The 13,524-nt window shown below is 69.8% G+C and carries 13 protein-coding genes; 7 read left to right on the top strand and 6 right to left on the bottom strand.

Translation table 11 applies throughout. The features are described from left to right. Positions 1-119: 119 nt before the first annotated feature. The gene (locus E0497_RS14260) at positions 120-428 is read right to left on the bottom strand and encodes a rhodanese-like domain-containing protein (RefSeq protein ID WP_137725459.1); all 309 of its coding nucleotides are present in this window, start codon (positions 426-428) and stop codon (positions 120-122) included. Continuing rightward, positions 421-2,079 (bottom strand): FAD-dependent oxidoreductase, encoded by a 1,659-nt coding sequence (locus E0497_RS14255; protein ID WP_137725458.1) that lies wholly within the window; start codon positions 2,077-2,079, stop codon positions 421-423. The genes E0497_RS14260 and E0497_RS14255 overlap by 8 nt, the downstream gene beginning before the upstream one ends. Before the next feature lie 495 nt (positions 2,080-2,574). On the opposite strand from E0497_RS14255, the gene E0497_RS14250 reads away from it, so the two are divergent. From E0497_RS14250 to E0497_RS14235, 4 genes are all read left to right on the top strand, one after another. Then, positions 2,575-3,093, top strand: a complete 519-nt coding sequence (locus E0497_RS14250) for a MaoC family dehydratase (RefSeq protein WP_137725457.1) — start codon at positions 2,575-2,577, stop codon at positions 3,091-3,093. Beyond that, complete coding sequence (locus tag E0497_RS14245; protein WP_137725456.1) at positions 3,083-4,765, top strand: PHA/PHB synthase family protein; 1,683 nt, start codon at positions 3,083-3,085, stop codon at positions 4,763-4,765. The genes E0497_RS14250 and E0497_RS14245 overlap by 11 nt, the downstream gene beginning before the upstream one ends. A 79-nt stretch (positions 4,766-4,844) precedes the next feature. Then, positions 4,845-5,102, top strand: a complete 258-nt coding sequence (locus E0497_RS14240; RefSeq protein ID WP_137725455.1) for a hypothetical protein — start codon at positions 4,845-4,847, stop codon at positions 5,100-5,102. Positions 5,103-5,182: 80 nt separating this feature from the next. After that, positions 5,183-6,205, top strand: a complete 1,023-nt coding sequence (locus E0497_RS14235; protein WP_137725454.1) for an alpha/beta hydrolase — start codon at positions 5,183-5,185, stop codon at positions 6,203-6,205. Here E0497_RS14235 and E0497_RS14230 read toward each other — a convergent pair. Continuing rightward, complete coding sequence (locus E0497_RS14230) at positions 6,135-6,530, bottom strand: helix-turn-helix domain-containing protein (RefSeq protein WP_137725453.1); 396 nt, start codon at positions 6,528-6,530, stop codon at positions 6,135-6,137. The two genes, E0497_RS14235 and E0497_RS14230, sit on opposite strands and share 71 nt — an antisense overlap. Before the next feature lie 82 nt (positions 6,531-6,612). Here E0497_RS14230 and E0497_RS14225 point away from each other — a divergent pair, with 82 nt between their 5' ends. Together E0497_RS14225 and E0497_RS14220 are read left to right on the top strand one after the other, a co-directional pair. Next, positions 6,613-8,616 (top strand): SDR family oxidoreductase, encoded by a 2,004-nt coding sequence (locus E0497_RS14225; protein ID WP_137725452.1) that lies wholly within the window; start codon positions 6,613-6,615, stop codon positions 8,614-8,616. A 152-nt stretch (positions 8,617-8,768) separates the two neighbouring features. After that, positions 8,769-10,157, top strand: coding sequence for a flavin-containing monooxygenase (locus E0497_RS14220; protein WP_137725451.1), 1,389 nt, complete (start codon positions 8,769-8,771; stop codon positions 10,155-10,157). A 7-nt stretch (positions 10,158-10,164) separates the two neighbouring features. Here E0497_RS14220 and E0497_RS14215 read toward each other — a convergent pair whose 3' ends face one another. Then, a complete protein-coding gene (locus E0497_RS14215; RefSeq protein WP_137725450.1) occupies positions 10,165-11,088 on the bottom strand; it encodes a sucrase ferredoxin in 924 nt (307 codons plus the stop codon). 189 nt (positions 11,089-11,277) lie between these two features. Here E0497_RS14215 and E0497_RS14210 point away from each other — a divergent pair, with 189 nt between their 5' ends. Further along, complete coding sequence (locus E0497_RS14210) at positions 11,278-12,138, top strand: alpha/beta fold hydrolase (RefSeq protein ID WP_137725449.1); 861 nt, start codon at positions 11,278-11,280, stop codon at positions 12,136-12,138. A gap of 1 nt (position 12,139) precedes the next feature. Here E0497_RS14210 and E0497_RS14205 read toward each other — a convergent pair whose 3' ends face one another. After that, complete coding sequence (locus E0497_RS14205; protein ID WP_137725448.1) at positions 12,140-12,649, bottom strand: hypothetical protein; 510 nt, start codon at positions 12,647-12,649, stop codon at positions 12,140-12,142. 32 nt (positions 12,650-12,681) lie between these two features. After that, positions 12,682-13,491, bottom strand: a complete 810-nt coding sequence (locus E0497_RS14200; RefSeq protein WP_137725447.1) for an alpha/beta fold hydrolase — start codon at positions 13,489-13,491, stop codon at positions 12,682-12,684. Between the last annotated feature and the right edge of the window lie 33 nt (positions 13,492-13,524).

The following is a 13,524-nucleotide window of genomic DNA, read 5'->3' as shown; positions in this document are numbered from 1 at the left end:
GGTACACCCGCGCGGATCTCAACGACTACTTGGCGCGGCTCCGGCGCCACGAACCGGACGCGCCTGCTCCGGAACTCGGGGAGGCCGCCTGACCCCCGACGAACTAACGCCGACGACCACTAGCTGCCGGATTCGACGGTGCGGCCGGACTGCAGCCACGCCATGGTGCCGCCGACGACGTTGACGGCATCCAGGCCGCGGGCCACCAGGTATTCGGCGGCCTGGGCGCTGCGGCCACCCATGGCGCAGATGACGTAGACGGCGCCGTCGACGGGCACCTCGTCGACCCGGGAGACGAATTCGCTGAGCGGAATCGAGTGGGCGCCGGGCACGCGGGCCTCGGCGAACTCGTCGGGCTCGCGTACGTCGATGAGGGGGGCACCGGCCGCCAGGACCGTCTCGAGCTCGGTCACGTCGATTTCACGCATGGATGATTCCTTCCGGATGTGCGGATGATGCGGTGGCACGCCGTCCGGCGTCCCACGTCTTGTAGCCGCCGTCGAGGTTGGCGGCGGGCCGTCCCAGCTGTTCGAGCAGGCGGGCCGCGGTGTGGCCACGCTGGCCCACCTGGCAGTGCACGATCAGCTGACCGGCCGGCAGGTCGGCGACCCGGTCGCGGATCTCGTCGAGTGGCACGTTGACGGCGTCTGGGACGGCGCCGACCGCGAACTCGTCGGCGGTGCGGACGTCGACGAGCGACGCGCCACCAGCGACCAGGGTATCGAGTTCGTGCCACTGCACGGTGCGGGTGGCACCGGTGCGCAGGTTGTCGGCGATGTAGCCGAGCATGTTCACCGGATCCTTCGCGGACCCGAACTGCGGCGCGTAGGCGAGTTCGAGGTCGGCGAGGTCGGACGCGGTGAGCCCGCCGGCCATCGCGGTCGCGATGACGTCGATGCGCTTGTCGACGCCGTCGCCGCCGACGGCCTGGGCGCCGAGGATGGCGTCGGTGTCGGGGTCGACCAACAGTTTGATCGACATCTGCTCCGCGCCCGGGTAGTAGCCGGCGTGCGACTGCGGGTGGGTATGGATGACACGGTGCGCCCGCCCTTCCGCGCGCAACCGCTTCTCGTTCCAACCGGTCGCGGCGACGATCAGCCCGAACACCCCGACGATCGCCGTGCCCCGTGAAGGCCGGCCGCGAACCTCCCTACCCGCGATCACGTCGGCGACGAGCCGGCCCTGCCGGTTGGCCGGGTTGGCGAGCGGGATCATCGCGGCACCGCCGCCGACGGCGTCCCGCTTCTCGACGGCGTCACCGACCGCGTAGACGTGCGGGATCGACGTGCGCATCCGATCGTCGACGACGACACCGCCGCGTTCCCCGATCTCGGCGCCGGCCAGTTTCGCGAGTGCGCTCTCGGGGCGGACACCTATGGCCATGACGACGACGTCGGCGGCGGCGGTGCGCCCGTCCGCCAGGTCGACGGTGGTCGCGCCGATGCCGGTGAGCTGGGCGCCGAGTTCGAGACGGACGCCGTGCTCACGCATCCGGTCGGCGACCGGGGACGCCATCTCCGGGTCGAGCGGGGCGAGGACCTGGTCGGCGAGTTCGACGACGGTGACGTCCAGGCCGCGCAGGCGCAGGTTCTCGGCGAGTTCGACGCCGATGAACCCGGCCCCGACGATGACGGCGCTGCGAGCCGCTTCCATGTTCCGCACCAGCCGGTCGACGTCCTCGACGTCACGCAGGATCAGGGCGCGCTCCACGCCGGGCAGCGGCGGCACGACGGGACTCGCGCCGGTGCTGAGCACCAGCTCGTCGTAGCTCTCGACGTAGGTGTCCCCCGTCGCGAGGTCGTGGACGGTGACGGTGCGGGCGTCCGGGTCGATCGCGGCGACCTCGCTGCGGACGCGGACGTCGAGCCGGAACCGGGCGGCGAGGCTGTCCGGGGTCTGCAGCAGCAGTTCGTCACGGTCCTCGATGACGCCGCCCGCGTAGTAGGGCAGGCCGCAGTTCGCGAACGACACGTGCGCGCCGCGCTCGAACACGACGATGTCCGCGGACTCGTCCAGCCGGCGCAGACGGGTGGCGGCGGACATGCCGCCGGCGACTCCTCCGACGATGACGACCTTCATGCTCTCTCCTCCTCGACGTGCGACACAGTGCCCACAATTATACCCCAGGGGGTATGTAGCGAGGGCGAACCGACGCGGCCGGCCTGCGCCGGCAGCGAAACCGTCCACACAATTACCGTGACCTCCATTCTTACTTTCGAGTAGAACGGCGACGGCCGAGAAAAACGCACGGAATCAGTATGCGAATTTTCTCGAGTTTGCACTCATTGCATTTTCGTAAACGCCGCACGTGGCGTGTGGTCAGACAATTCCCGATCCCGAACAAATCGGTCAAACATCGACTCAACCTGGTCAAACGACCGACATGGCTGGCTCCACATTCGCGCTGCGCAACACCGATCTCCGCTATACGATCCTCCTCAGCGGCGCCCGACTCGTCGATTTTCGGAGTCGGCCGATCACCGCACCAGTGTGTGACGCCCGGGGGGAATCGACGCATCTGCGTGACCGATTCAATTATTTGGGCGTCCTACCGATTCGAATACATGGGGACGAATGACAACCGACACGATCGACACTCCGACCACCCACCACATCACGATGGCCGACCTGCCCGCGCTCGCCGGCACGAGCCTCGGCGCCTCCCGGCGCGTCCTGATCACGCAGGATCAGATCGCGCTGTTCGCGGACGCGACCAACGACCACCAGTGGATCCACATCGATGCCGAGCGCGCCGCGAACGGCCCGTTCGGCACGACGATCGCGCACGGCTACCTGACGCTGTCCCTGGCCGTCGAACTCGTCTTCGACCTGCTCGACGTGACCGACGCCGCCCAGGTGATCAACTACGGGCTCGACAAGGTCCGCTTCCCCGCCCCGGTCCCGGTGGATTCGTCGGTCGGCGCGGTCGCCGAGGTGACCTCGGTCGAGCCGTGCGCGGGCGGCTACCAGGTGGCGGTGACCCTGACCTTCGACGCGCTCGGCATCGAGCGTCCGGTGTGCGTCGCGCAGATGCTGCTGCGCTACCTCGGCCCCGTGAACACCGCTGCCGCCGGGGGAAACCGTGCTCGATAAGACCCTGCGTTCGATCTCGTCCCGCGTCGATCCGGCCGGGTGGCTCGCGGCGGGCGCCTCCGTCGCCAAGAACGCGGCCCGCAATCCCACCGCGGTCGCCGCCGCGACCGGAAAGCTGGCCCTGTCGCTGGCGCAGATCCCGCCCGATGTGGCCCGCGTCGCGATCGGGGCGACCGCCGCGACCCCCGTCCCCACGGATCCGCGATTCCGGGACAGCGCCTGGCAGGACAATCCCGCGTACTTCGCGATCCTGCGCTGGTACCTGTGCACCCGCTCGTACGTCGACAGTCTCGTCGATGCGGGCGCCGACGACCCGGCCACGACCGCCAAGGCCCGGCAGCTGACGAACCTGCTGCTCGACGTCGCCGCACCGAGCAACAGCCCCTTCACCAATCCGGCGGTGGCCACCCGCGCGATCGCCACCGGCGGCAAGAGCCTGGCCCGCGGGGCGTCGTACCTGCTCGAGGACCTCGTCGAACGCGGCGGCCGGCCCAAGCGGATCGACGACACCGCATTCACCGTCGGCGAGAACATGGCGGTCACGCCGGGCAAGGTCGTCTACCGCAACGATCTGATCGAGCTGATCCAGTACACGCCGCAGACCGAGCAGGTCCATGCGGTGCCGCTGCTGGCGTGCCCGCCGTGGATCAACAAGTTCTACATCATGGACATCGGCCCGGGCCGCAGCTTCGTCGAGTGGGCCGTCCGCCACGGCCGGACCGTCTTCCTCATCTCCTACCGGAACCCGGACGAGTCGATGAGCGAGGTCGGGTTCGACGACTACCTCACCGACGGGGTGTCGGCGGCGATGGACGTCGCCCTCGAGATCACCGGGGCGTCGACGATCGACCTCGTCGGGCTGTGCCTCGGCGGCGCGATGGCCTCGATCACGGCCGGCTACCTGGCCGCGATCGACGATCCCCGCATGGGCACCCTGACGCTGGCGAACACGCTGCTCGACTACAGCAGCCCGGGCGAACTGGGGCTGCTGACCGATCCCGAGACCCTCGCCAAGGTCGATCTGGTGATGAAGCGGGCCGGATACCTGGACGGCAAGGACATGGGGCAGACGTTCGACCTGCTGCGCGCCAACGACCTGATCTTCCGGTACTGGGTGAGCCGCTGGATGCTCGGTGAGCCACCGCAGGCGTTCGACCTCCTGGCCTGGAACGAAGACTCCACCCGGATGCCCGCGTCGATGCACAGCACGTATCTGCGCACGCTCTACGGTGAGAATCAGCTCGCGGCAGGGGCGTTCACGATCAACGGGCAGCAGATCTCGCTGTCGAAGACCACCTGCGACGTGTATCTCGTGGGCGCGCAGGACGACCACATCGTGCCGTGGCAGTCGTCGTTCGCGGGGACCGCACTGTTCGGCGGGAAGGTGCGTTTCGTGCTCTCGAACGGCGGGCACATCGCCGGCATCGTCAACCCGCCGGGCAAGAAGAGCTGGATCGAGGTGTGCGGGGCGCCCGAGAACCACACAGCTCCGACGGCCCCGACCACGCCCGAGGCGTGGCGGGCGTCGGCCGAGCGCCGGCCCGTCTCCTGGTGGGAGGACTGGGCGGTGTGGTCGAACAAGCGGGCCGGCGAGCTGCAGGCCCCGCCGGCGATGGGCAGCGCGAAGCACCCGGTCGTCGGATCCGCTCCCGGCACATACGTTTTCGGGTGACGGGCGGTCTCCACCGAGCGATTTAGCAATCATCATGCTAACTTGCTAATAGTTGTTCCGCCCTTCCGAAGGAGACCCCATGGCTGCACAGACCGCGACCGCCTCGAACACCGCGACCGTCCCGAGCCCCGCGAAGCTCGTCGACGCCGCGAAGACGAGCGGCAACCTCGCCCTCGACGTCTACGAGCAGACCGTGTCGTCGATCGTCGACTTCGACCGGTCGATCGCCCGTGTCGTCAAGCTCGACTGGGTCGCAGCCGTCGTGGACGCGCAGACCTCGCTGGTGCAGAGCGTCAACTCGGCCGTCACCACGGCCGCGCGCACCGCACTCGCGTAACCCGACGCCACCCCCGACAGGCCCCGGCCGGTTCCTCCCGAACCGGCCGGGGCCGACGCGTCCATTCCGGAAGGAACCCCATGCGCGCGACACTCGACTTCCTCACCGCCACAACGCTGTCACCGCTGCGGGCACTCACGACCTGGGCCGAGTACGCGCGGGTGGCCGCGAGCCGGCGGCCGACGACGTTCGCGCATCCCTCCACCGTCGTGCGCACGTGGCCGGCGGCCCGGCTGCGGGCGTTCTCGCCGACCGGGCCGGCGGTCCCCGCCCTGGTGCTGCCGCCGCTGTCCGGGCACCGTTCCACCGTCGTCGACCTGACCGACGGCTGTAGCCTGATCGGCACCGCCCTCCGCGCCGGACTGACCGGCGTCCACTGCATCGAATGGACGCCGTCGACTGCCCCGGACGTCGGCATCACGGACCTGGTGGCCGTGATCGACGACGCCGTCGCCGGTCTCGGTGGTCGCGCGCACCTGATCTCCTACTCGCAGAGCGGTTGGCTGGCCGCGATCGTCGCCGCGCTGCATCCCGAACGCGTCGCCGGTCTCACCGCCGCGGCGGCCCCGATCGACTTCACGCTCGATGCACCGTCGCACCGGCTCGCCGCGCACTGCCCCGGCCCCCGGTTCCACCCCACCGCCCTCGCCCACGGTGTCGCGCTCCGGGCCGCCGACTCGCCCGAGGAATGCGCCCGGCTCGCCGACCTGTGGACCCACCTGGGCGATCCCGCCCGCGTGGACGCGTACATCGCGCTGCAGAGTTGGCTCGACGCCCCCACCGGCGTCCCCGCGGGCGTCTACCGGTGGACGCTCCGGCACCTGTTCGCCCGCAACGAACTGGTCCGCGGGACGCTCGACGTCGGCGGCCGCGTCGTCGACCTCGGGGCGATCACCTGCCCGCTGACCCTGCTCGCCGGCACCCGCGACCGGATCGTCCCCGAACGGCAGATGTGGGCGCTGGCCGAACACGCATCGACACCGGCGGACCACGTCACCCGGTACCGCGTCGACACCGGGCACCTCGGGATGATCACCGATCCGGACGTCCTGGATCGGGTCTGGCTGCCGGCGCTGCGCCGCGTCGCCGCTTCTCGACCGTGACCTCACGGAACGTCTCGTACATCTCCGCGAGCGTGGCCCGCTGCGCGTTGGTCAGATCCGCGTCCCGCCGGATCGCGGCCACCACGTCCGAGACGTCCTCGGGCTGACGGGACTGCGCGGTGAGCAGATCCGCCGACGTGTGCAGATGCTCGGCGATCGCGTCGAGCACCCGCTCGCTCGGCGCCCGCAGACCCCGTTCGATCTGCGACAGATACGGATTCGAGATCCCCACCATCTCCGCGAACGTCCGCATCGGCACCGCCGCGAGTTCACGCTGCCGCCGAATGATCTCACCGAGAGTCGGTGGCCGAGTACCGTCCGCCATACGAGTGAGCCTAGTGAAGCCCGATGCCGGCACCGTTCCCCGAACCCTGGCCGCCGTCCTTACTTCGGAGTAGGTTCCGGGTATGGCCACGTACATCGTCACGGGCGGCACGGGTTTCCTCGGCAGGCACACGATCGAGCGGCTCCTCGAACGCGACCCGTCGGCGCAGGTCCACGTGCTGGTCCGGCCGGCGTCGCGCCCGGCACTGGACCGGTTGGCCGCCGGATGGCCGGGCGGCGGCCGGGTCCACGCGCTCGTCGGCGATCTCACCGCACCGGGCCTGGGACTCGCGTCGGAGCCGCCGGCCGCGGAGCACGTCCTGCACCTCGGGGCGATCTACGACCTGACGGCCGGCGAGGAGCAGGCGGCGACCAACATCGACGGCACCCGCGCGGTGATCGACCTCGCCGCCCGCGTGGGTGCGACGCTGCACCACGTGTCGTCGATCGCGGTGGCCGGCGATCATCGGGGCCGGTTCACCGAGGACGACGTCGACCTGGGCCAGCACTTCCCGACGCCGTACCACCGCACCAAGTTCGAGGCCGAGAAACTGGTGCGGGCGTCGGGGGCGCGGTGGCGGATCTACCGGCCGGCCGCGGTCGTCGGCAGTTCGGTCACCGGCGAGGCCGACAAGATCGACGGCCCCTACTATCTGTTCCCACTGATCGCGGCGCTCGCCGCGCTGCCGGCCGCCCTACCGGTCGCGGTCCCGAAACTCGGCTACACCAACATCGTGCCGGTCGACTTCGTCGCCGCGGCCCTCGTCGAGTTGATGCTGTGCGACGGCCTCGACGGCCGCACCTTCCACCTCGTCTCCCCCGACGACCAGCCGATCCGGCAGATCTACGCGGCCCTCGCGAAAGCCGCGCACGCGCCGACGCCGGTGGCCGATCTGCCGGGCATCGTCGCCCGGCCGGTGCTCGACCCGCCGCCGCCGGCGCGGGGTCTGCGCGACCTGATACTGCACCGGCTGGGCATCCCGCCGGTGCTCCTCGACCACCTCACGCTGCCCACCCGGTTCACCACCGAGCAGACCCGGGACGCCCTGCGCGACAGCGGGATCGCGGTGCCGCCGTTCCCGTCGTACGCCGGTGTGCTGTGGTCGTACTGGCGTGAGCATCTCGACCCGGACCGGGCCCGACGCGACGACCCGGCCGGACCGCTCGTGCGCCGCACCGTCGTCGTCACCGGCGCCTCGTCGGGGATCGGCCGGGCCGCGGCGGTCGCGGTCGCCGGCAAGGGCGCGACGGTACTGCTGCTCGCCCGCCGCGCCGACGAACTCGACGCCGTCGTCTCGCAGATCCGCGAGACCGGAGGATCGGCGTACGCGTACCCGTGCGACATCACCGACGCCGAGGCCGTCGACCGCACCATGAAAGCGATCCTCACCGAACACGACCACGTGGACATGCTGGTGAACAATGCGGGCCGCTCGATCCGGCGCGGCCTGGACCGCTCCACCGACCGGTTGCACGACTTCGAGCGGACGATGGCCGTCAACTACTTCGGCGCGGTACGGGTGACCCTCGCCCTGCTGCCCCAGATGCGAGCCCGCCGCTTCGGGCACATCGTCGACATCAGCACCGCCGGCGTGCAGGCCCGCACCCCGCGGTTCGCGGCGTACGTGGCGAGCAAGTCCGCGCTCGACGGGTTCGCCGACGTGGCCGCCGCCGAGACCCTGTCGGACGGGGTCACGTTCACCACCATCCACATGCCGCTCGTGCGCACCCCGATGATCGCGCCGTCCGGCAACTACAACGCCGGCCCCGCCGTCAGCCCGGAGAAGGCCGCCGCGATGATCGTCCGCGCCCTGATCGAGAAGCCGAAACGCATCGACGTCCCCGTCGGCACGCTCGCCGAGTTCGGCGCGATCTTCGCACCGCGACTCAAGGACCGCGCCCTGTCGCAGATGTACCACGCCTACCCGGACTCGCCGGCCGCCCGCGGGGAGGCCGGCGAGCCCCCGGGCACCCCGGAGGCCGCCCCCGACCCTACAGGAAATCGGACAAAACCGACCGGCACGACGGCGTCGGTGGCACGGATCGGCCGCCGGATCGGCCGCCGGATCCCCGGCATCCACTGGTGACACCCCTGTGACGCGAACCCCCTGGTGACACCCGGTATCCACCCCCGTCGATCGCACAGAATTTCGATCGCGGCGGCCTCGTCGAGTTCGCCAAACCCTCTTTCGCTGTGCTAAGCAGGATAGGGGGAACCGACGAAAATAGGGAGAAAACTTTGACGCCAAGGATCGCGATTCTGGGAGCAGGTCCGAGTGGTCTCGCACAGCTGAGGGCATTCGAGTCGGCACGCAAATCAGGTCTTGGGTCGATGCCCGAAATTGTTTGTTACGAAAAGCAGAGCGATCTGGGCGGCATGTGGAATTACACGTGGCGCACGGGTCTCGATCAACACGGCGAACCGGTGCACGGAAGCATGTACCGCTTCCTGTGGTCCAACGGACCGAAGGAATGCCTGGAGTTCGCCGACTATTCTTTCGAGGAACATTTCGGCCGACCCATCCCGTCCTACCCTCCGCGGGCAGTGCTGCACGACTACATCATGGGACGCGTCGATCAAGACGACGTCCGCAAGTACATCCGCTTCGACACCGCCGTCCGCTGGGTCGAGCACGTCCCGTCCGAGGACGGCCCCGGCCGCTTCGCGGTGACCGTCGCCGACCACACCAAGGGCGAACTCGAGACCGAACTGTTCGACCACGTGATCGTCGCGACCGGGCATTTCTCGACACCGAACGTCCCGACGTTCGAGGGCATCGAGGACTTCCCCGGCCGGGTCCTGCACGCCCACGACTTCCGGGACGCCCGCGAGTTCACCGGCAAGCGCCTGCTGCTCGTCGGCAGCAGCTACTCCGCCGAGGACATCGGCACCCAGTGCGTCAAGTACGGTGCCGCCGAGGTGACGTTCAGCTACCGGTCGCAGCCGATGGGCCACGACTGGCCGGCCGGCTTCTCCGAGGTGCCGTTGCTCACCGAGATCGACGGTCACACAGTGCATTTCCAGGACGGCAGCAGCCGTGAGGTGGACGCGATCATCCTGTGCACCGGCTACCAGCACCACTTCCCGTTCCTGCCGGACGAGCTGACACTGCAGACCAAGAACCGGCTGTACCCGCGCGGCATCTACAAGGGCGTCGTCTCGCAGGCCGACCCGCAGCTGTACTTCCTCGGCATGCAGGACCAGTACTTCACGTTCAACATGTTCGACGCCCAGGCGTGGTACGTGCGGGACGTCGTCCTGGGCCGCATCGCATTGCCGGACCACGAGGCCCGCGAACGTGACATCGAACAGTGGCGTGCCCGTGAGGAATCTCTCCGGAACGCGACCGAGGAGATCGACTTCCAGGCCGCCTACATTCGGGACCTGGTCGATCGGACCGACTATCCGGAATTCCACGTCGAGAAGCAGGGCGAGCTTTTCAAGAAGTGGAAGAAGGACAAGAAGAACGACATCATGGGCTACCGGAACTGCAGCTACACGTCCACACTGACCGGAACCGAGGCTCCGCCGTTGCACGACGAGTGGATGAATATTCTCGACGATTCCGCGGAAGCCTTCCTCGCAAACAACTTCGGGCTCATCCGCTCCCTGGAAATCGCGGTCTGACGAATCGCTAGGTGATGCTCCCCGCCGGAATTCCGGCGGGGAGTTCACATATGTCCGCGGCCACGACGGGACGCGGCGGTTTCGCGGCGGCACCGCAACTCGCCGGACGCGCCGGCAGCTCGTGGGACGCCACCGTCACCTGCCACCGGCGGCCGTCCCGATGTGTCACGACGGGCGCCACGGCGTGCTCGTCGACGGTGAGATCGTTCACATCGGCAACGATCTCCTGGCGGACCGCGACCTCCGCGACCTGCCCGCGCGGACCCCAGAAACTGCGCCCCCGCAACCCCGGCAGATACACGCCGCCCGCCGCCGCGGCCCGCACCGCCGACACACTCTCGGCCGGGGTGAGCCGGCCGTGCGTCACCCCGGTCGGCAACAGGATCGTCGACGGCGCGAACCGGTGCCCGCCGGTGTGCGAACACTCCCACACCGCGCCCGGGAACTCGGCGGCCAACGTCGCCGCGACCGGACGCCCCAGCACCGCACAACACTGGTCCCGTTTGCCGTGCGCGCACACCAGCACGATCGGACCGTCGACCCGCTCCCCCAGCCCCGGCGCCGGCCCCGTGACGCGGGTGAAGTCGACGTCGAGCAGATCGGTGACCTCCCCGATCTCCAGCCGCTCACACCACGTGTGTTCCGGATCGGAGTTCGCGAGCAGCACCGTCCGACGACGCAGATCCTGGTCGCCGCGCCCCGGACGGCGGATGAACATGATCCGCACCCCCGCCGCATCCGCCCGATCCGCCAGCGCCCCCGCCAACTCCGCACCCAACGCCGTCCCGTCCAGCACGTCCCGCCCCCACGCCCCCGGATACTCCACACACACCCACCCGGCCACCTGCGCCGCGGTGCCGGGCAACGGCTCATCCACCGACAACACCGAACACGTGTCGGGACCGGCCTGGGGGAACTGACGGGAAGACATGGGAGTCACCGTGCCATTGTGGCCGGAACACGGCATCCGCCGGGGTGGGCCTTTCAGCTGAAGGTCAGCTGAAGGGACCCTTTGTGCGGCTGAGGCGAACGAAGGGACCCTTCAGCCGACCGGGCGGGGTAGCTCGAAACGGAAAAACCGGTCGCGCCTCGGCGTCCGTGTGCGCGACAATCGTTCCTCGTGACTGTCGACGTTTCCGCTCCCGCCCGCACCGGCACTGTCCGTCTGGCCGACGGCCGGGACCTGGCCTGGTCGGAATGGGGTGCCCCGGAAGGGGTTCCGGTGTTGTTGTTTCCGGGTGCCGCGACGACCGGATCGCTGGGGTTCGGCGCGTCCACGGTCGCCGGACTGGGTGTGCGGCTGATCGCACTGGACCGTCCGGGACTCGGCGCGTCGACGATGCTGCCCGGCAAGACCTTTCACACGTGCGCCGACGACGTCACCGAGTTCGCCGCACTGCGCGGTCTGGGTCGGCCGGCGGCGGTCGGCAATTCGCAGGGTGCCCCGTTCGCGCTCGCGTGCGCGGCAGCGGGGGTCGTCGGACCGCTGGCTCTGGTGTCCCCGGCCGACGAGATCGCCGATCCGCGGTTCGCGGATGTGCTGCCCGAGCAGCTCCGCGACCTGATCGCGCTGACGGCGTCGGATCCGGGTGCCGCGGAACAGGTGTTCGCGGCGTTCGACGCGGACGCCATGTGGCAGATGGTGATCGGCGCGAGTCCCGACTCGGATCTGGCGGTCTACCGCGATCCGGGGTTCGAGACCGCGTACCGGACCGCCCTGCGCGACGCGTTCGCGCCCGGCCCCGCCGGCTACGCCCGCGACACCGTGCTGGCGATGGAACGGTGGCCGTTCGATCCATCGGCGATCGACGCCCCGGTGGACGTGTGGTTCGGCGAGCAGGACACCAGCCACTCCCCCGACCTGGGTGTCGGTCTCACCGCCCGCATCCCCGGCGCCCGCCGCCACATCGTGCCCGGTATCGGCGGTGCGGTGCTGTGGACGCACGCCGACGACATCCTGCGCACCCTGCTCGGCCGGTAGGTCAGCGCCGCCACGCCCGCGCGAACCCACGCGTCAGGTAGGCGAGCGTTCCCAGCGCCAGCACCCATTTGGTGGTGCTGATCGCGGTGGTCGTGCGGATCACCGGGTCGGTGACCCGGTCCCGGTGGTCGAGCAGGTACAGCCCGGCGACGTTCTCGAGATAGTCACCGGCGGCGGAGGCGACCGGCGCGGCAAGCAGGATCCGCTTCGCCGCCGGCGGCAGCGGCGCAAGCTCGTCGAGACGCCGAACCCCGGCCCGCAGCGCCACCGCATAGACGAGCGGGTGCACGAAGTCGACGTAGAAGTGCCGGCGGTAGCGGACGGTCTGCACCCCGTCCAGGCCGTCGAGGGCCGCGAGGTACGCCCGCGCCGACGGTGCCGTCTGCGTCCTCAGCACCGCGATGCCCGCGGCCGGGCCGAGCACCCGCACGATGGCACCCTGCGTCACCACGAACACCGTCGACCAGGCGACGAGCTTCCCGTTTCCTCGAAGAAAACCCATGCCGCGCATACTGCCACGCGGCCAGGGCCGATCAGAGCCGATCAGGGTGCCGCCAGGAACGGCAGGACCGCAGCCTCGAAATCCCGGAACCGGTCGCGGTGGATGCTGTGCCCGCACCGGAACGACATCACCTCGCAGTCGCCGATCGCGGCGACCGCCGCCTCGAGCAGCACCGGATCGACCATGCCGGTGGGTCCGCCGCGCAGGATCAGCGTCTTCGCCTCGATGTCGGGCAACCGCTCCCACCACTGCGGGTGCGGCCGATGGAACTGGGTGAGCGCCGACGCCGTCATCGACCGGTCGAACGCCCACACCGCCCGCGGGCTGCGCAGCATGCTGGTGGCGGCATGCCACATCTCCACAGGGGACGGCATCCGGCCGTCGAGTACCGGGATCGGATCGCCCGGCCGCAGCGGCAGCGGCGCCTCCTCGAGCACCAGTCGGCGCACCAACCCCGGACGCTGCTGCGCCACCAGCGAGACAGCATGCCCGCCGAGCGAATGACCGACCAGGTCGACACGGTCGAAGCCGAGATCCTCGCACAGTCCGAGGATGTCGTCGCCGAACTCGGCGAACAGGTACGACGCGGCCCGCGCACTGCGCCCGTGTCCACGCAGATCCACCGCCAGCACCCGCCGTCCCCGCGCCCGCAGCGACTTCGCGAACCGGTCCCACGTGTGATGGTCGCCGCCCATGCCGTGCACCAGGAGCACCGGAACATCGCACACCGCGGACGCCCCGAGCGGACCACTGTCGCGGTAGTGGATCGTGTGGCCGCTGCGGGTGATCGTGGTCGAGACGGGGTGCACGGTCGTCGAGCGTAGCCGCACCGATCCACTAACCTCGAACATGTGACAGATCAGGAAGGCGCCCGCCCCGCCCGG

It is taken from the genome of Prescottella subtropica (assembly GCF_005434945.1).
GTDB classification, from domain to species: domain Bacteria; phylum Actinomycetota; class Actinomycetes; order Mycobacteriales; family Mycobacteriaceae; genus Prescottella; species Prescottella subtropica.
The sequence above is the reverse complement of the archived record's forward strand: the minus strand, read 5'-3'. Positions and strand labels throughout refer to the sequence as shown.

Coding starts and splice junctions, on each gene's coding strand:
- E0497_RS14260 (WP_137725459.1), bottom strand. CDS start 428: ATGCGTGAAATCGACGTGACCGAGCTCGAGACGGTCCTGGCGGCCGGT.
- E0497_RS14255 (WP_137725458.1), bottom strand. CDS start 2,079: ATGAAGGTCGTCATCGTCGGAGGAGTCGCCGGCGGCATGTCCGCCGCC.
- E0497_RS14250 (WP_137725457.1), top strand. CDS start 2,575: ATGACAACCGACACGATCGACACTCCGACCACCCACCACATCACGATG.
- E0497_RS14240 (WP_137725455.1), top strand. CDS start 4,845: ATGGCTGCACAGACCGCGACCGCCTCGAACACCGCGACCGTCCCGAGC.
- E0497_RS14235 (WP_137725454.1), top strand. CDS start 5,183: ATGCGCGCGACACTCGACTTCCTCACCGCCACAACGCTGTCACCGCTG.
- E0497_RS14230 (WP_137725453.1), bottom strand. CDS start 6,530: ATGGCGGACGGTACTCGGCCACCGACTCTCGGTGAGATCATTCGGCGG.
- E0497_RS14225 (WP_137725452.1), top strand. CDS start 6,613: ATGGCCACGTACATCGTCACGGGCGGCACGGGTTTCCTCGGCAGGCAC.
- E0497_RS14215 (WP_137725450.1), bottom strand. CDS start 11,088: ATGTCTTCCCGTCAGTTCCCCCAGGCCGGTCCCGACACGTGTTCGGTG.
- E0497_RS14205 (WP_137725448.1), bottom strand. CDS start 12,649: ATGCGCGGCATGGGTTTTCTTCGAGGAAACGGGAAGCTCGTCGCCTGG.
- E0497_RS14200 (WP_137725447.1), bottom strand. CDS start 13,491: ATGTTCGAGGTTAGTGGATCGGTGCGGCTACGCTCGACGACCGTGCAC.